This is a genomic window from Paraburkholderia metrosideri (genome assembly GCF_904848625.1).
GTDB classification, from domain to species: Bacteria; Pseudomonadota; Gammaproteobacteria; order Burkholderiales; family Burkholderiaceae; genus Paraburkholderia; species Paraburkholderia metrosideri.
Window position 1 is genome coordinate 74429 of record NZ_CAJHCP010000018.1, and the last position, 21251, is coordinate 95679.

The following is a 21251-nucleotide window of genomic DNA, read 5'->3' on the forward strand; positions in this document are numbered from 1 at the left end:
TTGAACAGAACCGCGCCGACGCAATACCTCGCATCGAAATCGCCGCTATGCAGCTAAACCCGACTTAGCTATTAAGCGTTTTGTGCACTACGATTGCCTTTGCACGTGATGAGCCTGCCTATGCTGATGACGTGACAGCCCACACAAAGGAGACGTCGAATGAGCGAACAATATGGGTCGTTTTGTCCGTGTTGCGGCAGTGCTGAACATCGGGCAATGAGCCGCCGCGTGTTCATGAGTCTGATTGCCGGTTCCGCTGCCGCACTCGCCATGCCCACTGCATTTGCTGATGCACTGGACGTGCCGTCCATTGCTTACGACTCTGTTGCCGAACCTGTCCATTTGCCTAAAGACACCTATCTGGGTGAATGCTCCGGTGTCGCGCTCAACTCGCGTGGACATATCTTCGTGCTGTCGCGCGGCAACTCGACCGGGCCAGCATATGGTGCTGCCGCAGCACAGCTTCTGGAATTCGCCCCCGACGGACGCTTCATTCGCGAGATCGGCCACAACCTGTATGCATGGTCGTTCGCGCACACCGTGAAGGTGGATCGGCAGGACAACATCTGGGTGACGGACAAGGGCTCCGACATGGTGATCAAGTTCACACCGGACGGACGCGTCGCGATGGTCTTCGGCCGCAAGCAGGAAGCCGCCGACGAAGACACCGCCCCGCTCAAACATCCCAATCCGCCGTTGCCTTCCGAGCCCGGCCGCTTCCGCCAGGTGACGGACGTCGCGTGGGATATCGCGGGCAACACGTATATCAGCGACGGCTATATCAACTCGCGCGTCGCCAAAGTGGATCGCGACGGCAACTGGATCAAGTCATGGGGCGACCGTGGCACGGGTCCGGGACAATTTCATACGCCGCATAGTATTGCTGTCGATGCGCACGACAACATTTACGTCGCGGACCGCAGCAACCGGCGCATTCAGGTGTTCGATACGGAAGGGAATTTCAAGCGGCAGTTTACGATCGACGTCCCTGTGCCGCCCGATGCACGTCCCGCCATCGGCAACATGCCAGACGAAGCAGCCATCGCAGCCGGCACCTTTGCGCCGGGGTCACCGTGGGCGATCTGCATCTCGCCGGGACCGAATCAGGTGCTGTATAGCTCCGACGCGTTTCCGGGCCGCATCTACAAGATGACGCTCGACGGCAAGATACTCGGCGTGCTCGGCAAAGCGGGCAAGCAGCCGAAGCAGTTCGGCTGGATTCACCAGATGGCTTGCCCATCGGAGAATGTGTTGTTCGTCGCCGAACTATTGAACTGGCGCGTGCAGAAACTGATTCTGCACGCGTAACTCACGCGCAGTTCAATCGTAATGACGCGGCTTGTGATGACGCTTGCCGGAATGATAGCCGCGCGAATAATCGTTCGAATAGGAGTTGGAGCGGGAGACATTGCCGCCGAGCGCCGAACCCGCGCCGCCACCCAACGCCGCGCCGACCAGACCACCTCCGCGACCGCCCATTGCGTTGCCGGCCGCCGTACCTGCGCCGCCGCCCAGCGCACCGCCGACGATCGCGCCCGTGCGCTCGCGGCGGTTCGACGTGACCGCGCCGCCTGCGCCGCCACCGACCGCACCGCCAATCACCGCGCCCGTGCTGCCGCCCACCGCGCCACCCAGCGCGGCCCCCGCGACGCCACCGAGCGCACCGCCCAGCATGTTGTTCATATCGCCGGCCATGGCCGACAGCGACGCTGCCGCGGTGAGTGCGGCCACGGCCGCCATCTGGATGAATCTCTTCGACATAACGAGGTACTTTTTGTTTTTAGGACGGCGCCGAGTATAACGACCTTTTTGAAAGCTCGTTGTAACCGCCCAGCAGGACCTCGGTAAGACGTGTAACAAAATGAACCGGCTGGATATTGGCGCACCGGCTCTTCACGAAGAAAGCGCAAAGGCGGGTCATCGCATCGCGATGTCCCGCCAATTACCGCTGATTCAAACGTTTATCAGCGCCTGGTCTTTTTCAGTTCGATAGTCTCGAACAGTTCGTAGTTCGGCGTCGGCGTCTGGTCTGCGCCGGGCGCGTGGTAGTAATTCATCGTGATAGTCGTCTCGCCGCCCGGATGGCCAGGATCGTGATCGAACACGGCAATCCCGTAGCCCGTGCCGGTGTCGCGCTGCGCCGACCAGATCGCGTCTTCGACGGCGTCCGCGTTGGCTCGCACAAAAGTGCCCGCTGCCGAAGTCGACGGAACCGGGCGGTTGGCGCGCGTGAAAATGCGGGCTTGCGGCAGACCCGTGCCAGTATCGACGCCGTACACGTCGAGTGGCGCGCTGGTGCCCCCGCCGCCGAGAATCAGGTGAATCGTGCCGTGGCTCGTATCGAATGTCGATGCCCCCGCTGTGACCGCCGACATCACCGGCTTCGGCTGCAAGGTATCGACTGGCCGGCCCGATGCCATGTCGGTGCCCTTGTTGTGATTGCAACCACGCACGGGGTAACTGCGCTCGTAGTCGTGATCGTGACCGCAGAGCACGAGGTCGACACCGTAACGGTCGAACAGCGGCAGCCACGCTTCACGCAAGCCCTTATCGGAGCCGTTGCCGGTCTGCGAAGAACTCAGCGCATCCTGATGCATCTGCACGACGATCCAGTCCACGTCGTCGTCCTTCGATGCGCGGCTCAGCACATTCTCCAGCCAGCGCGTTTGCTCGCCACCGCTATATCCGCGCACATAGAGCGAGGTGCCCGGTTGAATCGGCGGATTGCCGGTACTCGCCACGGGCACTAATGGAGCGGGTCCGGCGACAAATGCGGCGGCATCCTGATAGACGACGTCGTCGGCGTCGAGCGAAATGAATAGCACCGAACTCACGCGGAACGAGTACCAGCGACCCTGGAAGCGCGTGTGATTGTCCGGCAACGTATAGCGTGTGAGATACGACGCAAGTCCCTGCTCGCCGTTGTTGAATTCGATTTCGTGGTTGCCTGGACAGGGCATCCACGGACGATTCGATGCGGACGTCTGCGCGTTATTGCCAAAGTCGCGCCACACCTCGGGCTGCTGCATGGGGTTGAGATTCGCGTAGCAAAGGTCGCCATTGAGCAGGTGAAACAACGGCTGAAAGCGTTCGACTGCCTGCACCGCGAACCGGCTTTGCGGCGACGATAACACCCAGCCGGTATTCGGCGTCGCGAGATCGCCATAGCTCGTCCAGCGAAACGGCTTGCGGCCATGCGGCGCGGTCCGGAAGTTCGCGGTGAAGGGTTGAGCCGCATTGCTGTCATTCTCGGCGGTTACTTCGTATTGATAGTTCGTGTCGGCTTTCAGATCACGCAGGCGTGCGTGGTAGGTGAACACGACCTCACCGTTGATGCCATCGGTATAAGTGCTCTGGATTGCGTGGACTGCCTGCCTCGCAGCGTCGCCGCCGCTAACGCGCACTAGCGGCTTCACCGCTGGCGCGAGCGATGCCCATGAAACCGTGACCTCGCTGGCCGGATCGTTGCCCCAGGTCAGGTGGATCTGCTCAGGCGTGCCATCGGGTGCGCTGCTGGCCGCCCGCGCCGCCGACGCCAGCGTGCTCGCCGCCGTGGCGAGACTGGATGCGCCGGCGAACTTCAAAAAACCTCGACGCGAGACAATCGATGCACCCTGATCATCAGTGGCGGAAGTCCTGGTGATTTTTTTATTCGACATGTCTTGTGTTCTTGCAGTGGGGTGGAAGAACGCCAGCGTCTGCGCCGGGTGCATCGTGCACTGCCGGACGCGTGCGTGACGAAGTGACCGGCCATCCTAGCGTTGAACGCATGACATCTGGATGAAAGACACGGACACGCCACACCCGCTATCACCGACATGAGAATAGGGGAAGGTTGCTTTGACGGCGGCCACAGGCTGCCAGAGTGACGAAAACGTGCGGGTGTTCTGAACTACTGCTTGCAATAAGGCCGACAGGAAATCGCAAGGTAGCCGGTGCATGGCGTTGGTTGACTTCACGCGTTCATGCAACCGGCAACCTCACGTGTACTCAGGTCTTTCAGGTCTGCGGATTCGTGTCGTCAGAAACCTGGCCGTTGTCGGCTTCCTGCGTACCGTCATCCTTCTTCTCGATCATCGATTCGAGCTTGCCCGCACCTTCAAAGCCCGCAATCGCGGCGATACCCTTTGTCAGCAGACCGGCTTCCGGGTCCACTTTTTCCGCGGCTTCAACAGCGGCGATTGCTCCCGCGATCTTTCCTGCTTCGTCCAACAGTCCCATGTCGCTCTCCGTGAAAAGGGTGAAATTGCATCCTCTCACGAAGTTGACGCGGTGTCGTGGAATGTCAAAACGAGTTAACGATGTGATGTCGTCGCACGGGTCCGCGTTGCGAGCCCAACTTGTAAGCCCGACGAAAGCGTGACCGTGGACGCGAATCGCGTAAAACGCTCAATCAGACTACCGCTTGGGCGGCTGCGGATTATTCGCCGGATCCGTATCGAATCTGGAAACGCGGGTAATGCCATGGGTCCCGACCTGCTTCAAGAGTTCAGCCTCCAGCGCGTCCGCAATGTGCTTTCCGTACACCTCGTCGCCGTTCACGTAGACCGTGAACGACTGCAGGTACTTCGCTTTCTTCTCCGGGTTTTCAATGGTGTCCCGCGTCCATTGATAGAGCGGATAGTGTTCTGTTCCAAGTCTTTCCGCTTCGCTCACGTAGTCGGCGAATGCATCGAACTGACACTTCAGTGTTGCGTTGTGCTCTCGCAAAATATCTCGCAGCGCGGCATGCGCTGTACTGCCAGGGTCGGTGCGCAAAGCGTCCGCGAGTTCGGGCGAAGCAGTAATCCTCAACTGGAATTGCAATGTAGCGTTCATGCTTGTGTTTCGTAGCAGAATTTAAGAACGTGCATTCGAGGCCGGCTCTTCGGAATGCGCGGCAAGCAACTCATCGATCTTCGCAATCTCGTCGCCGTTCACCGGCTTGCCCAACAGAAAGCCCTGAGCGTGCGTGCAGCCGCACACGCGCACGAAATTAAGCTGTTCCTGCGTTTCGATGCCTTCGGCGGTGGTCGGCATGCCGATCTCTCGCGCCAATGCCACGATCCCGCGAACCACCGCTGCGGACTCGCGGCCATGCACCGATTCCCTCACGAACGAACTGTCGATCTTCAGCTTGTCGAACGAAAAACGCACGAGCGTGGACATGGTGGAAAAGCCGGTGCCGAAATCGTCGAGCGCGAGCCCAATGCCCAATGCTCGCAGCCTTGCAACATTGCGCCGGGTGACGACGTCATCGCTCAATAGCACCGTTTCCGTGACCTCGATATTCAGGCGCACCGGTGGCAGCTTCGTCCTGCGGAGAATCGCCGCAACGGTCGATGCAAACGACTCTTCGCGCAATTGAACCGGCGACACATTTACCGCGACGATGGCTTTATCACGCCATGTCACCGCTTCCGTGCAAGATTGCAGCAACACCCACTCGCCCAATGCGAGGATCAGTCCGGTACGTTCAGCGGTCGGAATGAATGCGGACGGCGGCAACTCCCCGCGAGTGGGATGAGTCCAGCGCAACAACGCTTCACGCCCCGACACTGCGCCGCTGCCAAGATCGACAATCGGCTGATACTCCATGCGCAAACCACTGAACGATTTGAGCGCCCCTTCCAGGTCGCTTCGCAACAGACTCAGGCTTTCATCCGATACGTGTTTGTCCGCGTCGAACATTGCGAACGCGCTTTTACCGCTGCGTTTGACCGCATATAACGCACGGTCCGCGCAAATCAGTAATTGCGGTCCTGTTTTCGCGTGCTCCGGATAGAGCGCGACGCCGACGCTCGCGCCGATATGAACGAGTGCCTCGCTCAGCACAAACGGGCGCGCGAGTGTCTTGACGATATGGTCAGCGAGAACCCGGGCGTCCCGAACTTCTCCGGAACAGTCGGAAATCGCCACGAATTCGTCACCCGCGAGGCGCCCCACCAGATCTCCGGCCGGCAGAACTTCGCGCAGTCGAACCGCCGCTTCCTGAAGAATCTGGTCGCCTGCAGCGTGGCCCAGGCTGTCGTTAATGGCCTTGAAACCATCGAGGTCGATTAGCAGAACAGCAAATAATTGATCCTGACGTAACGCGCCCAACTCAGTGCGCTCCAGCAGAAGTTCACTGATGCGCGCGCGATTCGGCAGCCCCGTGAGACTGTCCTGATGCGCAAGACGATGGCTGTTTTCGCGCGCCAGCAGCAGTGCAACCGTATCGCGATTGCTGCGCAGCGCCACCGTGAAGAACCCTGCCGCGCAGAATGGCGCCTGAAACAGCAGCACGAGCTTGCCATTGCCCGGTGACAGCGCTGCACCAATGCCGAGCAGACTGAGAATAAAGGTGATCTGTAACAGCACGAGCCGCGGCGTGCCGGCATTGCGCCCCGCGAGTCCGCCGATCACACCTACCGCGCAAACGTTTCCAAGCAGAAAGAGCGTCTGGCTTCCACTAATGTTGCACAGCAAGCTGCCGAATCCGAACAACACGCTCCACAGCAGACTGGCCAGCAGAAACGCAGAGGTGGGCGTGGGCCGGCTTTGCGCACTACGCGTGCGGCACAGCCAGATCAATGCGACGCGGACCACGAACAACGCGACAACGGCGCTGCCCCAGGCCGCGTAGAGGGGAATGGGATAAAGGTAATACGCGGTCGCACACACGCTGATTTCGCAAATCGACGCAAATACGATCGATAAGGTCCGCGTGAACAGATTTGCAAGCAGGATCTGCCGATTGTCCGGGCTCAGGTTTTGAGCGGAAGACACGACCCACTTGAAAAATGGAGACCTTGGTTCACTGAAAGCCATGACCTGCACATTTTTTTGATGGTTGGTGGATCAAACGGTCGTGCGTGGCAATTATTACGTAAACTTAATTCGTCGGGTTCATTCCGCAAAGAGGCATTTTAACCATGTCGCATTTCAACACCAGGTCGGGCGCAGCCGGTGACGACATGGGCCTGAATCCACTATGACAGCGATGCAAGCCGTGTTGGGAGCCCGTGCTCACAACGGCACGACGTCGACGTATCGGGCTGATTGCCGGCTTTGTGTTGCCGTTATGGTTTGAATGATGGGCAAGCCGACAAGTCTCACGCCGCCCACCGGCGCGCGACTCGTGGAGGTGCTGCCGGTGATCGCCGTCATTGCCTCTGCAATAACGGAAGTCACGCCGGAGTGCGCTCAGATCGCCGGTGCGTGCATGACCGGCGCGGCGCTGATCTTCAACAAGGTCTGGCTAGAACCGGTAGCCGATACCGCCCAGGATCACATCCGTATCGCGGCTATACCGTGTCATTACCCGATTCCACGTTACTCGCGTGGACCAATTGCGGGTAATACGGTATGAAGCCGACATCGACACGAGTCCGGACAGAATGCCGTCACCGGTCGATCTGTTATCGCCCGCGTCGCCGTGATGAATCGCGGCATAAGCGCCTGCCCCAATGCCGAGCGACAGGCGGTCGTCCAGAAAAGCGCGCGTCAGCCACAGTTGCGCGGTGGCGCCGTCACGACGCGCCGTCAGGCCGCTGCCTTCGTGCAGGTAACCAATCGTAGCGTCGAGATAATTAGTCAGTCCGCGCCGGTACTCAATCGCCTCCGCCCAAGAAGTCTGCGACTCGAGACTGTTCAGGATCGTCGTGCCGGCCATCAACGTGATTTCGTTGTTGGTGACCTTGCTCGTTCGCGGCAGCGCGAAGTCGCGTGGGCCCGGTGTGTCGGGTGCATCCAGTTGATAGCCAATGCCGAGCATGATCGCGCTACTCGATTCGCCGCCCGCCACCTGCACGTGATTGAGTTGCAGATTGCCAGTCCAGCGGTGTGACGAATACCAGCTGGCACGCGCGCTATAAACGACGCCCCAGCCGTGTGTATTCGAATAGCCCGCGCCCTCCGCAGCGGCTTCCGTATCAAAGTAGCGATAGGGCCCGACACCCAGCGAAAAGACGAGGCGCCGCTGCATGAGCGGAAGACGTCCCCACAATTGGGCCACTGGCCCGTCGCGGTGATGATTGGGGACATGGCCTTCATTAAGCCACGTGATGCCGCCGGCCAGGTACTGTCCGATTCCTTCGTTGTAGTCGAGCGCCCACGAGTAGGAGTGGCTGTGCTCGCCAGTCAATGGGCCGCCGTAGAATGAAATCTCCTGAGCGGACGCACCGCGCGCACATAGGGCGGCCACCGCACACGCAAGGATCCTCGTATTTCGCATAGTTGTGTTAGATGTCTGGTCGTAGGAGAAAGCACAGCGGCTAACAGCTAACGAAGCGAATCGTTGCCTGCAGGCCATTGTGGCACGACTCCAGTCATCTAATATGAATCACAAAAACAATTGACTTCGCATTAGGCGAATTACACTTAGAAAATCATTACCGTTTATGACGGCATAAGTGGGTTAATTCGCGATGTTCTTGATTTAGGACAGATTTATTTCACTTTCGCCGATCAGGTCAAGCGGATTTGGAAGAGGAATGCCTGTCACATTCCGTAAAATCACGAAAGAAAATGATATGGAACTGATAGATAAAACCTAGGGTTTTCTCTAATTCCCCGTTATCAGCGATATCCACCGCTATCTAATCCCTTCGATTGGAGCCGTAACGAATGCGTTCGGGGCAGTTGTCCAGTGGCTTCTTCGAATCGCCGTCCTGAAAGCCAAATTTCGAATCGTCACCAGCCTGCAGCGTTGCGCTTATTCGCTGACGTTGTCAGAGCGCGGGCAGAGCAGCAAACGGCAAATCGATCGTTGAAGACGTCAAGCGATAAAAAAGGTCGCACGTAAAGGCAGCCCGAAGAGTGGCGCCACAAGCCGGCAGGCCGTAGCAATGACGCGGCAAAGCGTCTCCGGTCAGCGGCCTACGCTGTGGACATTCGGTATGATGGCGGACTCGCGCCGCAGCGAAGGCTCGTGCAGACGGCCTCGCGCAGATCACGCGCCGCTTGTCCGCCGCGCGGCGCTACTCAATCATCCATTCACGACAATCCAGAGGAAGACAGCCATGACGGCCGCAACGCAATTCGATCAGGTTTCCGTTATCAAACGCGCCAATGTGTACTTCGACGGCAAGTGCGTATCGCACACTGTTCTGTTCGCTGACGGCACGCGCAAAACGCTCGGCGTAATCCTGCCGGGCATGCTCAACTTCGGCACTGACGCGCCGGAACTGATGGAAGTGCAGGCCGGCCAGTGCCGCATTCGCCTGGAAGGCAGCGACGAATGGAAGACGTACGGCGCGGGTGAATCGTTCTCCGTGCCGGGTAAGAGCCGTTTCGATATCGACGTCACGGAAACGCTCGACTACGTCTGCAGCTATCTGTGAAATCCGCACGCGGCGCACGTCGCGTATGACGGCGCAGGCACCCTCTGCCTGTGCCGGAGATGCACCGTATATTGGTGTGAATACCGTGTGGAATGAACCACACACAATGAAAACAGCCCGCAAACAATTGCCGGCTGACTCACTGCATTACTTCCTCAAGCAATCCGCAGCGATTCGCAATACCCGGTAAGAACTCGCCGTAACAACGCGCACTTGTTCAATATTCCATTGAACTATCCCCTGCTCGTGTGATCCGTTAGAAGATGAAGTGAACACTTCAGGCGTCCACGCAGGGACACACTGTCCATGAATTTTCAACTGTAGACGCGCCTGGAATCCGTTTCAGCGACGACGCAATCAATAGCAGTCCAATGCCGCGACTCGCATTGTTCGAGCGATTCGCGCCGCCCTGTTTATGCCATCCACTGCGTATTGGTCCGATGCGCGCCACCGGAGAATTTTCCATGCGAACTCTACAATTTACCGCTGCTCTTCTGGTTACCCTGCTATCGGGTTGCGCAACTTACCGGATGCATCAAGCGCGAGAGAACACCGGTGAACTCGTTGGGTCAAACATTCTCGATCTGGTGCAATCGGTCGGTATTCCCGACAAAACAATGAAAGTGATTAACACGGGTGGTCCCGATGACCGCATGACAGCTCAGTGGAATTTCTCGAACTCAGATTCCGCGCTAGATTTGACCTTGATCCTGCTCGAGGTGAAAGTGGGCGGCGCAGGGAAATGCAGCATGACAGCAACGGTGGATCGCTGGGGCGGTAAGGTACTTGCAGTGAATTTCCCGCAGGCACACGCCGACAGCATCGGCTCAGATTACAGTGCGTGCGAACCGCTGGTAGAAGAAGCGATCACGCATATGCCTCATACGCCGACGAATCCGAAGTACGATGCGTTCGCTCTTGTAGGAGCGGCGAAGTAGTGACTCCTGGCCGCTCGCCGCGCAGCGTTACCGCTCTAAATTTCACGACATAAAAAAATGCGGGTAACAGTACTTTCGTATTGCCGACATAGCCTACGCCGGCAATACGAATCACTTTCTCGCAGGCACGCCGCCATGAAACGGCCCGAACAGGCGAGCGGCCATGATTCCCATCAGCAACGCACCAAGACCGGCGGCACACGCGTGCGCTGTAACGCGTATATCGAAGTCGCCTACGCGGTAAATCAGAAGATAGCCCACCGCAAAATTGAACGCGCCCCACAACACGTTGACGGTTGCTGAAGACAGTCCTTTGCCGGAAGGTTTGGCGAACGGGCTCTGGAAGGACCGCCCCATCATGCCACTGACGAAGTGCGGAATCGCGTTGGCGACAAACGCGCCGCCGAAAAAGTATGAAAGGTAATGGTGATACGGGGACATAGAACGGCTCTCCAATCGTCACAACGACGTAGCGCCCAGATTCTCATTATTCAGTCAAACTTGCAAGTTTACCTTGCAAGTTTGACTGAATAAATCTATCGTGAGTGCCTGATCAATCCGGTTGCATCTGAAGAATATGGCCAGCAAAACTTTCCAGCAGTCCGTTCTCGACCTGATGCAGGCGCTCGGACTGCTGATCCGGCGTACCCGCAATGAAGCCGGCTCAGGCGAGCTTTCCATGACCGAATCGGTCGTCATCTCGCGACTGTCCAACGACGGTCCCGCCACGACCGCGGCACTCGCACGCGCCGAAGGCATGAAGCCGCAGTCAATGGGCACGACCATCAGTTCGCTCGAAGAAATGGGCATGGTGAAGCGCAGGCCGCACGCAACAGATGGCCGGCAAATGCTCATCGAGCTCACGCCGAAGGGTGTCCAGTTGCGCAAGACAACTCGTGAGGCCAAGCAGATGTGGCTCTCGCAGGCCATCGCCGAACTCGACGCCGACGAGCGCGAGACGTTATTCAAAGCGGCCGACATCATCCGGAAGCTGGCCGAGAAATGAGCGAAAAAAGCACAAGCGTCGATGCGCTGGTCTGGAAAGTGGCCATCGTCGCCGTGATCGGACCGTTCATGACGCAGATTGATTCGACGGTCGTCAACGTGTCGCTATCGGCCATCAGCCACTCACTCGATTCGTCGATTGCGACTGCGCAGTGGATTGTCAGTGGTTATTTGCTCGCCATGACGCTGATGCTCCCGCTCAACGGCTGGCTCGTCGATCGGATTGGCGCGAAGCATCTCTATCTGGTCGGCTTCTCGGGCTTTACGTTGGCGTCGGTTCTATGCGGCGCATCCCAGACCATGACGGAACTGATCTGCGCCCGTGCATTTCAAGGTCTGATGGGCGGTTTGCTCGCCCCCATGACGCAGATGATGATTGCACGCGTAGCAGGAAAAAACATGGCACGGGTGATGGGTTACGCCACGCTGCCTATACTGCTGGGCCCCATTCTCGGGCCCGTGTTAGCGGGGGCGGTCCTCGCGCACACCACGTGGTCGTGGCTGTTCTATCTGAATGTGCCGGTCGGCATTCTCGGCGTTGGACTGGCTGCGCGGCTACTTCCAGCCGATACTGTCTCTTCGCAAAGACGTCCGTTCGATTTCGTCGGTTTCGCGCTTATTTCACCGGGTCTCGTCACTCTCATCTACGGCCTGCAAAATGCATCCAGTGTTAGCGGCGGCTGCCTTTTACTCGCGGGCTGCGTGTTTCTCGCGGGCTTTCTGTTGCACTCGTTGCGTCAAGGTAACTCAGCGTTGATCGACGTGCGGATTTTTGCGGACCGGACTTTCTCCGTCGCGGCAGTCACGCAATTTTTTGCCAACGGCATGATGTTCGGCAGGCAACTCGTCGTGCCTTTGTATCTGATTGCGGGCTGCCGGTTATCTGCCGCGCACGCGGGCTCGCTCATCGCAGCGACGGGCATCGGCATGATGTGCTCTTTTCCGCTAACGGGATTTCTGACAGAAAGATATGGCTGTCGCAAAGTCGCGGCCGGAGGGGCGTTGCTGGCCTTCCTGAGCACGCTGACGTTCCTGTGGATGACCGCACATCAGTTTTCGGCGACATGGGCTGTAGTCAGCCTGTTTCTCGCGGGCGCGGGGCAGGGAACAATCAGCATCCCGTCGATATCGGCCGCCTATTCGTCGATTCCGAAAGCGAGACTGCCTGTCGCCAACACGGCGTTGAATATTGCGCAAAGAATCAGCGGTCCGATGGCGACCACGCTCCTCGCCGTGATCATCTCATTGACGACACAGAGCCCGAAAATCGCGGAGCCACGGCAATTCGTGATGGCGTTTGCGATGCTTTCGGGCCTGCATTTATTGGCTTTCGTAGCGGCACTTCTACTCCCGCTACGAATCCAGCGCGCCGCCGAAGCCTGAGTTCAACCACGACGGCACAGCCATGGCTAAACACGCTTACTGAGTCGACGCGTGGGTCCGGAGAAACGGCACATAGCCATTTTGCGCCTTGAGGATCTTCTCAGCGCACTCGTCGTAATCCGAACCCTTCGCGCCGTCCGGTCCATACATATCGCGACATTGCGCGAATAAGGTCAGCGTCGCGCCGTTGCCCTTTGCGTCGCGGGTCGCCGAGAACGCAACTTCGCCGGAGCTGTACGGCACATCGGTGTCGATAGCGACTGCGTCAGCACGCGTCACCGAAGTCCCGGAATTCTGTTCGATATAGCGTTTGGTCAGTGCCCACGCAGCGTCGCAATTCGCCGGACTGCAATCGACCGCCGCGCTGCGTTGGGCGTCGGCGAGGCTGCTTTCGTTATGGAGGAATTGCTGGGCCTGCACCGCCTGTTTCTCAGGGGATGAGCATCCAGCCAGGACAAGCGCAACTAGCGCACAAGCAGCGATCTTTTTCACGGTTAGAACCTCTGTAGCCACGTTCGAGCGCGATTATAGCTGTGCGCCGCGGCCCTCCGTAGATTCCACTGCCCCGCTACACCCGCCTTTCCGCAACAAGGAGTCTCGACGCGAATGGGCGTCGAGACGAATTCCGCGTGTGGGCCATGCGGTCAAAGCTGAAACTGTGCGACGGCATCAACCAGCCGCGCGGCCTGCTGCCGCAGGCTCTCGGCCGCCGCCGCGCTTTGCTCGACGAGCGCGGCGTTCTGCTGTGTGGTCTGATCCATCTGACCCACCGCTTCCCCCACCTGTTCGACACCGGTACTCTGCTCTTCACTCGCCCGGCTGATCTCGCCGACGATGATCGTCACGCGTTGAACCGCGCCGACAATCTGCGTCATCGTCGCGCCCGCTTCGTCGACGAGAACAGTACCGTGATCGACCTGCGAGAGGCTGGCTGAAATCAGCGACTGAATCTCCCGCGCCGCCTGCGCGCTGCGTTGTGCGAGACTGCGAACTTCGGTCGCGACGACCGCGAAGCCACGACCCTGTTCACCGGCACGCGCCGCCTCGACGGCCGCATTGAGCGCGAGAATATTAGTCTGGGCCGCGATGCCGTCAATGATCCCAATGATGTCCGCGATCTTGCGCGAGCTTTCGTTGATGCCCTTCATCGTCTCGACAACCTGGCCCACCACGTTGCCGCCCTTCTGCGCAATCGACGAAGCGCCGGTGGCCAGTTCGCTGGCTTCACGGGCGTTTTCGGCGTTCTGCCTGACGGTAGCGCTGAGTTCTTCCATCGACGCTGCGGTCTGCTGTAGCGCACTCGCCTGTTCTTCGGTCCGCTGACTGAGGTCTGCGTTGCCGGACGCAATCTGCGCCGAGCCGGTCGCGATGGAATCGCTACTGTTGCGCACCTGCCCAACGATGCCGGCAAGCGAAGCGGTCATCGCTTTCATGGCCGCCATCAGGCTATCCGTGTCGCCGGGACGCACGTGCAGATCGACGCCAAGCTTGCCTTGCGCGATCTGCCGCGCGGCCTCGCGTGCATCGTCCGGCTCGCCGCCGAGCTTGCGCGTCATCGCGCGTGAAAACATGACTGCACCGGCGATACCAGCCAGAACCGTCACCGCCAATGCGCCAAAGCTCACCATGATCGCGCGCGTCTGTTTCCTCTTCGCCTGTGCACCGGCCGAGGCCGCCTGCTGGACGATCCTGATGCCGGATTCACGCAACAGGATTACCGGCTCCCGGTCGATGCCATCCATCGCCTGATCGCCGACGGCACTGTCAAACCCGGAAGCCTTGAACTGCTCGAGCGCCTTGCGATATGCCTGCCCCATCTCCTTGTGCAGAACATTGAATCGCCCGATCATCGTGCGGGCGTCGCCGGGCGGCAATTCGACCGCGAGCTTCTCGGTCGAGGACTGCACAGTCTGCTCGTACTTCTGGAAAGCACCCCAATACTTGTCGAGCTGCTGCGGATCCTTGCCACGCAGCACGACGTCCTTGCCGTTCTGCACCTGGTTCTTGAAGGCAATCAGAGCGTCGGACACCTGACGCGCCTGAGCCCCATCCACTTCGATGATCCGCTCGTACGCGTTGGCGGCATCGTTCATCTGGAACACGCCGAACAGCCCCGCCGCCGATGCCACCAGCAACGCGGCCCCCAATGCCAGGGGCAGTTGATGGACCAGTTTCATGTATCAGCCTCTTTAGTAAAGCCGCGCCTGGGGCGCTGGCTATGTCGGCGCGCCGCGCCACGTGCTCAGTGGCGAGATCGAAACGTGCCGGGTCTCCGTTAGTTTTTAAACGAGAAATCGCCGCGTCGCGCAATCTGGTCTCGTTGCGATTGTTAGGGGCGAAAGCGATGACTCAATTGTCTTTATCGACGCGCGGGTCGTGTGGCGGCCAGTTAGAGAAGCAGGCGAGCGAACGATGTCGGCAATGCGGAGATCACTATCGGGGCCCCTGTGCGGGAAACGCATGCCTGCTGATTGCCACCCGCTGTGGGATCTTGCGGGGGGCACCCTTCCTTCAATTTTTTGCTCATCCACGACTGGAAGACGCTCCAGCGCCGGACCTAGCGCATCGATTCAATCACGATATGTGAGTATCGAGCACGAGTCTCTGTATAAAAGTGAGCTTCAATGGCACTTTTGTTATCCGGCGTTCGGTGACTAATTTCGGATAGACGAGACATGCTTAGTGCAGGAAAAATAGACGCGCGCGCCTACTAACGGCTTGCTTCAAGAGCTGGGCGTCGAGCCTGATCGCAAAAGCGCTTGCCGTTATACGCATCTGATCCGGAGGGAAAGCGGATCCGTAGGACCTGAGAGGCCCGCATCAGCACTATTGTGACAACAGTCAGTGCTTTAGCTACCGGGCATGAAGAAAGAAGAAAAAACAATCAAATCAACAGGGGTGGACACGCGTTTCCGTGAAAAGCCCGCGGGATGAGTTGCACTGATCCTGACGGTGCTTCTATCGCCGGTTGCGGCAGTAGCGTGAGCTTCCCCTCAGCTTCCGAAACCGCGTCCACCACCTCAATTTGTCTGCTGCACGCTCAACAACGAGATCGATTCATGACGCTAGCCGGTCATTGCAGACAGCCGACTAGCGCCGATGGCACTGTACGCGGACAAATCCGCGTACCCAGCATTCAGACAAATACGTCAATGATGCTGCCAAGCAGACCGATCACCGGTACCACGCTCGCAGCGGCAGAGGAAATATCGCTGGCAAAACGCGCAACGGACTGAAGAGGATTTGAACTCGACGACGACGTTGCCGACTGACAGGACGATTGATACGTTGGCTGATACGTCGGCGAGTAAACGGCGCTTGCCAAGGAACTGATACTCACGCACACCTCCAGTAAGAAACGAGAGCAATGACCGGTACAGCCCAATGAACGCACGTTGAAACAACACTGCGCTTTAGCATTGGCGGCTAACGCTTAGCGATCCGTAACCCCAGTCATTTCCAGTAAGTTTTTCGTAGTTTGCATGCCACGCACGCAGTCAATAAAAAGATTCGGCCGCCTGTCACGCCGAATTTCGTTGCATGCAGGAAACGTTGAAATAATATGGAACATTCTCCTTACCTGCAAGTGCGTTTGCGTATTACGCCGGAAGTTCTGCGTGGGTTCTGGAAAGGTTCGCGTCATTGCGTGAACAAGTACTTCTTATTCACTATTCATTCGCGGTGGAAGTACCAGACGTGTCGCGCGATCACATGCATGCCGGCTTTCACAACGCAGAAGTACTTACAAAAAATTACCGCGCGCTGAACAATGAATCCTCCACACTAATTCCCGCACTACAAAACAGGGTTACTGCTGCGAAAACCCTGAACAATCAATCCATGTACCGCTTCGTCGGCGATAAATTCGAATGCAGGTACTGAACATACCGGTATTCGCGATTGCCTTGTTCGGTTCATTCGCGATTGCAACAATCCACTCCGACACGTTGCAAGCAACCAACCGTACGGAGTAACCATGCGCATCTCTTTCTTGCACACGCTTGAGGGCAATAGAAAAATTTTCGATGACGCCGCAAAGGATCTGGATTTGCCGGGCAACGCGCTTCGTCACGAAGTACGAGCAGACCTCCGTTTAGCGGTGCAACAAACTGGTACTGTCTCGATGGAGGTTGCCAGGCAGATAGAACATTGCCTGATGGAGTTATCGGCTGACGCCGACGCTATTGTCGTAACCTGCGCCACGTTGAGTGCCGTTGCTGCTGGCATCACTGGCTTACCCATTCCAATCGTACGAGTGGACGCGGCATTAGCCGCGGCCGCGACGCGCATTGGTGGACATCTCGTTGTGTTGTGCGCACTCGATTCTTCGGTTGCGCCTACTCGTCAACTGTTCGAACAGTACGCAAATGAAAACGTGGCGTCGCTGAAAGTCGTCAACGTTGCCGGGATATGGGATCTGTTTAGCAACGGCGATCTCGATGCATGCTTGACCGAGGTTGCGCGAGCCGCGGATAAAGCCTATGACACGGGTGCCACCGTTGTGGCGGTCGCTCATCCGTGGATGGCGGCGGCCGCGCCAATGGTTCGCGCGGGACATGTCGTGCTCGATGGCCCGCACTCTGCATTGCGGGCAGTCGCGAATCAACAGGTAGCCGGGTAATTCAGGTTACTGCTGCTTGAATATGGTCCGGCGAAGCAGGAAACGCGGCGATGTTAACCAGTGGATTGATTTCGAACCACCTCATTGCTCTGAAAACGCCTCGAAAGAAGGTGATATACGCAAAAAGCAGGGTAATGCATTTGTAATCAATATGCGCTGACCGCCTCCTCGCAGCAATCACCCTCAGACAACAGGCGCTTGTCAGTTGACAGCCCATGCCATTCGCTTATATCGTTCGGCCCATGGCAGATTCCGACTTTACTCATCCTGGCGCGCTGATTCGACAGAGCTGTCTTGACCGATTCAACCTGAGCGTCACTGGCGGCGCAGCAGCGTTGGGCATCAGTCGGCAGGCACTCACCAATCTCTTGAGCGGCAAAGCCGGCATTTCACCCGAAATGGCATTGCGACTCGACAAGGCATTCGGCATCAGCGCCGAGATCTGGCTGCAACGGCAGTTGCTTCACGATCTCGCCAAGGCGCGTCGCCGTTTCAACGAACTCAACGTCATGCGGATCGTGCCCGAGCAACAGCAGGCATTGTTCTAACGTTCCATGTGCTTCACCGGCCGGTTACGGCAACGTTAGCGTGACGTGCAACGTCGAGCCCTTCGCCGTCGCCGCGGATTGCAATGCACCGACCGCCTGAAAATTGCGGGTGATCGATGCGGTATCCTCCTGCGCGGCACCTTCAATATCGAAGTCGATGTGCGTCAACGCGTAACTGTCGATCACCGTCTGATACGCGCCTTGCAAAGTAGCGGCCGTAGTACACGCCTGCATCAGCGGCTCGCCATTTGCGCCACCGAACGACACGGACACTTCGCCGCCCTTCGCCCGATAGTTGGTTAGCGAAGTAGAAAGGGACGTGAGCAGATCGGCCGTATTGCCGGGGCCGATGTTCTGCACGCCGCCCCACGACGGAACGCACTGGTTATTGCCGGCGACGACAAAAGCCATGGTGAACTGTTGAATTCCATGCTGGACACCGATCACGTCGAACGCGGGCGTAGGCCAGGCCGTGACGTCGACATAGGGTGCATACATGCCAGCAGCACACGCACTACTGACAGCGCCCACGCAGAGGGCCGATGCAAGCAGAATCCTCGATGACATATTTTTCACTTCTTCTACGTTTTTTTAGAGGACGCAGAGCCTGATGGACACAGACAACGTCCCCGCGATGAATGCGGAGAGTATTATTGGCAAACGTTTTCGTGCTTGATAGTCTATTCAGCATATAACAATAAATTCATACGCTTTATAGATAAAAAATGAAATTAAAATGCCAAATGAGTAGCCAATATAATTATTTTAAATAGTCACGAAGTACGAGGGAAACACGAACAAAGGGCGACCCGTCGCTCGTTCGCCTGGTTGCCTGGACACCGCCGTGAATCACGGGCCTACCCAATGCGGCGGTGCATCGCATTGAACGGTAGCCGCATTGGTCTTCTCAACCGTGAGGTTGACCGAGCGGGCCGTTACTGGCCGCGTTCTATGACGCATTCCCGCCGGCACAGTCAGCAGTTGGCCGTTTTGCAGATTGACGGACCCATCATCGAAGTCGATAGCAAGGGTGCCCTCCACGACAAGAAACGTTTCGTCCGAATCGGGATGCAGGTGCCAGAAATAGGGCGTTTCCATGACGCTGATATGAACGTCATGATCATTCACGCTCGTCAGCACCAGGTTCGAATACTGCCGGAGCTCGCCGCTCGCGACCGCTCCAATGTCGATCGGCTGGATCATGTCACGCTCCCTCGCCTATTGCTTACCCAATTTATCCAGACTACTCCGGGTTTATAGGCATCACAAGTCAAAAAATCTAGCAAATAGGTGAATACAATTCACCACCTTTTTTGCGCGCTGCACTAATACGAGGAAAGAGAACGTTTATCAATTTTTTATATCTCGGTGCATTTGATCTGGCGTAGGCCAGCCCTAGACGAGCCAATTCAGACACGCCGATCGCCGCCCGTCGTCGCTAACCTCTTCGCGCCGAAACACCCTATCCGGAATCGTTACAATGCTCCAGATGAGCCCCCATCCAGATCATCCCGCGCAAGACATCTTGACGTCCTACTTTTGCAGTGGCGACACGATTCGCAGTCGACGTGTCAGCAATCTCGTGCTGACAGGCACCGTCGACATACCTGCACCGCCCACCCGCCTGCTAGCCGATTGGGAAAGGGAAATAGCGTTGCAGATGGTCCTGGAACCGGGAGATGTCGAGGCCATGCCGTTGGCCCGGGCGCGGGCGCGCTGGCCCGACTATTCGCGCTGCGTGCAAGCGGCGTCGGACTGGACAAGCGGGCTCGGCATGCCCGACGTACTGGCTGCCAGCGACGTAGCGCTGATGGCCTGCCGGGGCGCGAAATACCACCATGACGGCGCGCAGTACGGCGGAGCTGCCTTCTGCAATCTGTTCCTGTGCGAGGACCAAGGCCAGGATCTGCATTTCCCGTCTACAGGTCTACGTATTCCGCTTACCAGGGGCACTGTTGTCGTGTTCGATACCGGCCAGCCCCATGGGGTCATTCAGCGTGGCAGCAGCGGCTTTAACGCGGCCGACTTCTCGCAGGATATGGGCAGCGTTCAGACATTCCTGACCTGGGAACTGTCGATAGAAGATGCCCATGTCGCGCGTGCGCTCGACGTTGTATTCGACATCGTGCCTGCGGCGGCGCTGCAACTGGCGGAAGAACAGATTCTGGTGAATGGGACGCCAGCCATTCTGTGTCCCGATTCAGGCCGTTGGTGCCCCGTCGACTGATCAATTGATTCGACCGGGCACCAGCGAACGCGTCACTTCACAAAAGCAACGCTGCTAGGCGACGCCACCGCGGCCGACTTACCTGTGTCCGTCACCATGCCCGACGCAGTGTCGACGCTGAACACATTCACTTTGCCGCTACGCTGATTCGCAACGAGCAGCCATTTGCCCGACGCATCGATACCGAATCCCCACGGTTTGTCGCCTCCCGAAGAAATGCGCTGAACCAACGACAGTTCTCCCGAATCCGGCCTAATGCGATAGACGACGATCGAATTTTCACCCCGATCTTCCACGTAGACGAAACGGCCGTCATGGCTGACCGCAATCTCCGCGCCACTCTTCACCCCCCGAAAGTTCTGGGTGCTGGTCGGCAGCGATTGCACCAGCGTCAGACGCCCTTGCGTTGCGTCCCAACGCAGCACCATGATCTCCGCGCTCATTTCCGTCAGCAGATAAACGAACTGACCGCTTGAACCGAACGCGAGGTGACGAGGACCGCTTCCCGCCGGTGCGATGAACTCGTGCGGGCCCGGGCCATTATCTTTTGACAGCGCGTGAGTGGCCCGATCGAAGCGATAGATGAACACGCGATCCGCGCCCAGATCAGGAGCGAGCGCATACCGTCCGGACGGATCGATCGCGATACTGTGCGCATGCGCACTCATCTGCCGACGGCTCGGCCCCGAACCTGTTTCCGCTATGGTGGAAACGAGCGGTCCCATGCTGCCATCCGCATTCACTGCGACACTCGACACGGACCCGCTGTTGTAATTGGCACCGAGCAACGTATTCGACGGAACATCGAAACGCAGAAACGTGGTTCCGTGACCGCCCGTATGCGTTGCGTTGATCGGGCTCAGCGTGCCCGTGCCACGATTCACTGCATAGGCGGTGATGCTGCCTTCCTTGGCGCTATCGTCATCGACACCATAAAGAACCGGCAACTCGGGATGAGCAGTTATCCACGTGGATTTGGGCCCTTGCGCCACCGTGCCGATTGCCGTCAACTCGCCTGTGGACGTGTCGAGGCGCAGTCCGTCGATATGACTTTGCAGCGTACCGACATAGACGAACTCCGAGTGCACCGATGCCGACGACGTCGCAGTGCCGCCGGCAGGTGTATTAGACGTACACGCCGGCAAGGTAAGCACGGAAAGTGCCACCATCACGCCAAAACGCGTGAGGCTATTTCTCTGGAACAACCGGGTCATATTCGAGTAATGT

The 21251-nt window shown here is 58.1% G+C and carries 19 protein-coding genes and 1 pseudogene; 8 read left to right on the forward strand and 12 right to left on the reverse strand.

Translation table 11 applies throughout. The features are described from left to right. The first annotated feature begins 159 nt into the window (after nt 1-159). On the forward strand, nt 160-1308 hold the full coding sequence (locus tag LMG28727_RS30475; protein ID WP_201646050.1) for a peptidyl-alpha-hydroxyglycine alpha-amidating lyase family protein: 1149 nt from the start codon (nt 160-162) through the stop codon (nt 1306-1308). A 12-nt stretch (nt 1309-1320) separates the two neighbouring features. On the opposite strand, the gene LMG28727_RS30480 is transcribed toward LMG28727_RS30475, so the two are convergent. The 6 genes from LMG28727_RS30480 to LMG28727_RS30505 form a co-directional block, all read right to left on the reverse strand. After that, nucleotides 1321-1761: a hypothetical protein gene (locus tag LMG28727_RS30480; RefSeq protein WP_201646051.1), complete on the reverse strand. Its 441-nt coding sequence runs from the start codon at nt 1759-1761 to the stop codon at nt 1321-1323. A gap of 203 nt (nt 1762-1964) precedes the next feature. Next, complete coding sequence (locus LMG28727_RS30485; protein WP_201646052.1) at nt 1965-3659, reverse strand: purple acid phosphatase family protein; 1695 nt, start codon at nt 3657-3659, stop codon at nt 1965-1967. Nucleotides 3660-3999: 340 nt separating this feature from the next. Continuing rightward, a complete protein-coding gene (locus LMG28727_RS30490; protein ID WP_201646053.1) occupies nt 4000-4221 on the reverse strand; it encodes a hypothetical protein in 222 nt (73 codons plus the stop codon). 177 nt (nt 4222-4398) lie between these two features. Further along, nucleotides 4399-4818, reverse strand: a complete 420-nt coding sequence (locus tag LMG28727_RS30495) for a hypothetical protein (RefSeq protein WP_201646054.1) — start codon at nt 4816-4818, stop codon at nt 4399-4401. A 21-nt stretch (nt 4819-4839) separates the two neighbouring features. Further along, nucleotides 4840-6789 (reverse strand): putative bifunctional diguanylate cyclase/phosphodiesterase, encoded by a 1950-nt coding sequence (locus LMG28727_RS30500; RefSeq protein ID WP_201646055.1) that lies wholly within the window; start codon nt 6787-6789, stop codon nt 4840-4842. A 430-nt stretch (nt 6790-7219) separates the two neighbouring features. Further along, on the reverse strand, nt 7220-8194 hold the full coding sequence (locus LMG28727_RS30505) for a hypothetical protein (protein ID WP_201646056.1): 975 nt from the start codon (nt 8192-8194) through the stop codon (nt 7220-7222). A gap of 787 nt (nt 8195-8981) precedes the next feature. Here LMG28727_RS30505 and ppnP point away from each other — a divergent pair. Both ppnP and LMG28727_RS30515 read left to right on the forward strand, forming a co-directional pair. Beyond that, nucleotides 8982-9302, forward strand: coding sequence for a pyrimidine/purine nucleoside phosphorylase (gene ppnP / locus LMG28727_RS30510; RefSeq protein ID WP_201646057.1), 321 nt, complete (start codon nt 8982-8984; stop codon nt 9300-9302). A 464-nt stretch (nt 9303-9766) separates the two neighbouring features. Further along, entirely contained in the window at nt 9767-10240 is a 474-nt protein-coding gene (locus tag LMG28727_RS30515; protein WP_201646058.1) for a hypothetical protein, read from the forward strand. Between the two features lie 111 nt (nt 10241-10351). Here LMG28727_RS30515 and LMG28727_RS30520 read toward each other — a convergent pair whose 3' ends face one another. Next, nucleotides 10352-10681, reverse strand: coding sequence for a hypothetical protein (locus LMG28727_RS30520; protein ID WP_201646059.1), 330 nt, complete (start codon nt 10679-10681; stop codon nt 10352-10354). 136 nt (nt 10682-10817) lie between these two features. Here LMG28727_RS30520 and LMG28727_RS30525 point away from each other — a divergent pair, with 136 nt between their 5' ends. Both LMG28727_RS30525 and LMG28727_RS30530 read left to right on the forward strand, forming a co-directional pair. Next, nucleotides 10818-11246, forward strand: a complete 429-nt coding sequence (locus tag LMG28727_RS30525) for a MarR family winged helix-turn-helix transcriptional regulator (protein ID WP_201646060.1) — start codon at nt 10818-10820, stop codon at nt 11244-11246. Then, nucleotides 11243-12628 carry a DHA2 family efflux MFS transporter permease subunit gene (locus tag LMG28727_RS30530; protein WP_201646061.1) on the forward strand — a complete coding sequence of 462 codons (1386 nt, stop codon included), beginning with the start codon at nt 11243-11245 and terminating at the stop codon, nt 12626-12628. The genes LMG28727_RS30525 and LMG28727_RS30530 overlap by 4 nt, the downstream gene beginning before the upstream one ends. A 36-nt stretch (nt 12629-12664) precedes the next feature. Here the strand turns inward: LMG28727_RS30530 and LMG28727_RS30535 are convergent, their stop codons facing one another. Continuing rightward, complete coding sequence (locus tag LMG28727_RS30535) at nt 12665-13120, reverse strand: META domain-containing protein (RefSeq protein ID WP_201646062.1); 456 nt, start codon at nt 13118-13120, stop codon at nt 12665-12667. A 152-nt stretch (nt 13121-13272) separates the two neighbouring features. Next, nucleotides 13273-14805, reverse strand: a complete 1533-nt coding sequence (locus LMG28727_RS34695) for a methyl-accepting chemotaxis protein (RefSeq protein WP_201646063.1) — start codon at nt 14803-14805, stop codon at nt 13273-13275. Nucleotides 14806-16604: 1799 nt separating this feature from the next. Between LMG28727_RS34695 and LMG28727_RS30545 the strand changes: the two genes are divergently transcribed. Continuing rightward, a complete protein-coding gene (locus LMG28727_RS30545; RefSeq protein WP_201646064.1) occupies nt 16605-17249 on the forward strand; it encodes an arylsulfatase in 645 nt (214 codons plus the stop codon). Between the two features lie 242 nt (nt 17250-17491). After that, entirely contained in the window at nt 17492-17797 is a 306-nt protein-coding gene (locus tag LMG28727_RS30550) for a HigA family addiction module antitoxin (protein ID WP_201646065.1), read from the forward strand. Nucleotides 17798-17824: 27 nt separating this feature from the next. Here the strand turns inward: LMG28727_RS30550 and LMG28727_RS30555 are convergent. Then, nucleotides 17825-18364: pseudogene (locus LMG28727_RS30555) on the reverse strand (chitinase); the annotation flags it as partial. A 282-nt stretch (nt 18365-18646) separates the two neighbouring features. Next, nucleotides 18647-19000 (reverse strand): cupin domain-containing protein, encoded by a 354-nt coding sequence (locus LMG28727_RS30560; RefSeq protein WP_201646067.1) that lies wholly within the window; start codon nt 18998-19000, stop codon nt 18647-18649. 277 nt (nt 19001-19277) lie between these two features. On the opposite strand from LMG28727_RS30560, the gene LMG28727_RS30565 reads away from it, so the two are divergent. Further along, the gene (locus tag LMG28727_RS30565; protein ID WP_201646068.1) at nt 19278-20024 is read left to right on the forward strand and encodes a hypothetical protein; all 747 of its coding nucleotides are present in this window, start codon (nt 19278-19280) and stop codon (nt 20022-20024) included. A 32-nt stretch (nt 20025-20056) separates the two neighbouring features. On the opposite strand, the gene LMG28727_RS30570 is transcribed toward LMG28727_RS30565, so the two are convergent. Then, a complete protein-coding gene (locus LMG28727_RS30570; RefSeq protein WP_236592489.1) occupies nt 20057-21229 on the reverse strand; it encodes a lactonase family protein in 1173 nt (390 codons plus the stop codon). Nucleotides 21230-21251 lie beyond the last annotated feature (22 nt).

Excerpts from the sequence above, each read along its gene's own strand:
- LMG28727_RS30475 (WP_201646050.1), top strand. The coding sequence starts at position 160 with ATGAGCGAACAATATGGGTCGTTTTGTCCGTGTTGCGGCAGTGCTGAA.
- LMG28727_RS30480 (WP_201646051.1), bottom strand. The coding sequence starts at position 1,761 with ATGTCGAAGAGATTCATCCAGATGGCGGCCGTGGCCGCACTCACCGCG.
- LMG28727_RS30485 (WP_201646052.1), bottom strand. The coding sequence starts at position 3,659 with ATGTCGAATAAAAAAATCACCAGGACTTCCGCCACTGATGATCAGGGT.
- LMG28727_RS30490 (WP_201646053.1), bottom strand. The coding sequence starts at position 4,221 with ATGGGACTGTTGGACGAAGCAGGAAAGATCGCGGGAGCAATCGCCGCT.
- LMG28727_RS30495 (WP_201646054.1), bottom strand. The coding sequence starts at position 4,818 with ATGAACGCTACATTGCAATTCCAGTTGAGGATTACTGCTTCGCCCGAA.
- LMG28727_RS30500 (WP_201646055.1), bottom strand. The coding sequence starts at position 6,789 with ATGGCTTTCAGTGAACCAAGGTCTCCATTTTTCAAGTGGGTCGTGTCT.
- LMG28727_RS30505 (WP_201646056.1), bottom strand. The coding sequence starts at position 8,194 with ATGCGAAATACGAGGATCCTTGCGTGTGCGGTGGCCGCCCTATGTGCG.
- ppnP (WP_201646057.1), top strand. The coding sequence starts at position 8,982 with ATGACGGCCGCAACGCAATTCGATCAGGTTTCCGTTATCAAACGCGCC.
- LMG28727_RS30515 (WP_201646058.1), top strand. The coding sequence starts at position 9,767 with ATGCGAACTCTACAATTTACCGCTGCTCTTCTGGTTACCCTGCTATCG.
- LMG28727_RS30520 (WP_201646059.1), bottom strand. The coding sequence starts at position 10,681 with ATGTCCCCGTATCACCATTACCTTTCATACTTTTTCGGCGGCGCGTTT.
- LMG28727_RS30525 (WP_201646060.1), top strand. The coding sequence starts at position 10,818 with ATGGCCAGCAAAACTTTCCAGCAGTCCGTTCTCGACCTGATGCAGGCG.
- LMG28727_RS30530 (WP_201646061.1), top strand. The coding sequence starts at position 11,243 with ATGAGCGAAAAAAGCACAAGCGTCGATGCGCTGGTCTGGAAAGTGGCC.
- LMG28727_RS34695 (WP_201646063.1), bottom strand. The coding sequence starts at position 14,805 with ATGAAACTGGTCCATCAACTGCCCCTGGCATTGGGGGCCGCGTTGCTG.
- LMG28727_RS30545 (WP_201646064.1), top strand. The coding sequence starts at position 16,605 with ATGCGCATCTCTTTCTTGCACACGCTTGAGGGCAATAGAAAAATTTTC.
- LMG28727_RS30550 (WP_201646065.1), top strand. The coding sequence starts at position 17,492 with ATGGCAGATTCCGACTTTACTCATCCTGGCGCGCTGATTCGACAGAGC.
- LMG28727_RS30560 (WP_201646067.1), bottom strand. The coding sequence starts at position 19,000 with ATGATCCAGCCGATCGACATTGGAGCGGTCGCGAGCGGCGAGCTCCGG.
- LMG28727_RS30565 (WP_201646068.1), top strand. The coding sequence starts at position 19,278 with ATGCTCCAGATGAGCCCCCATCCAGATCATCCCGCGCAAGACATCTTG.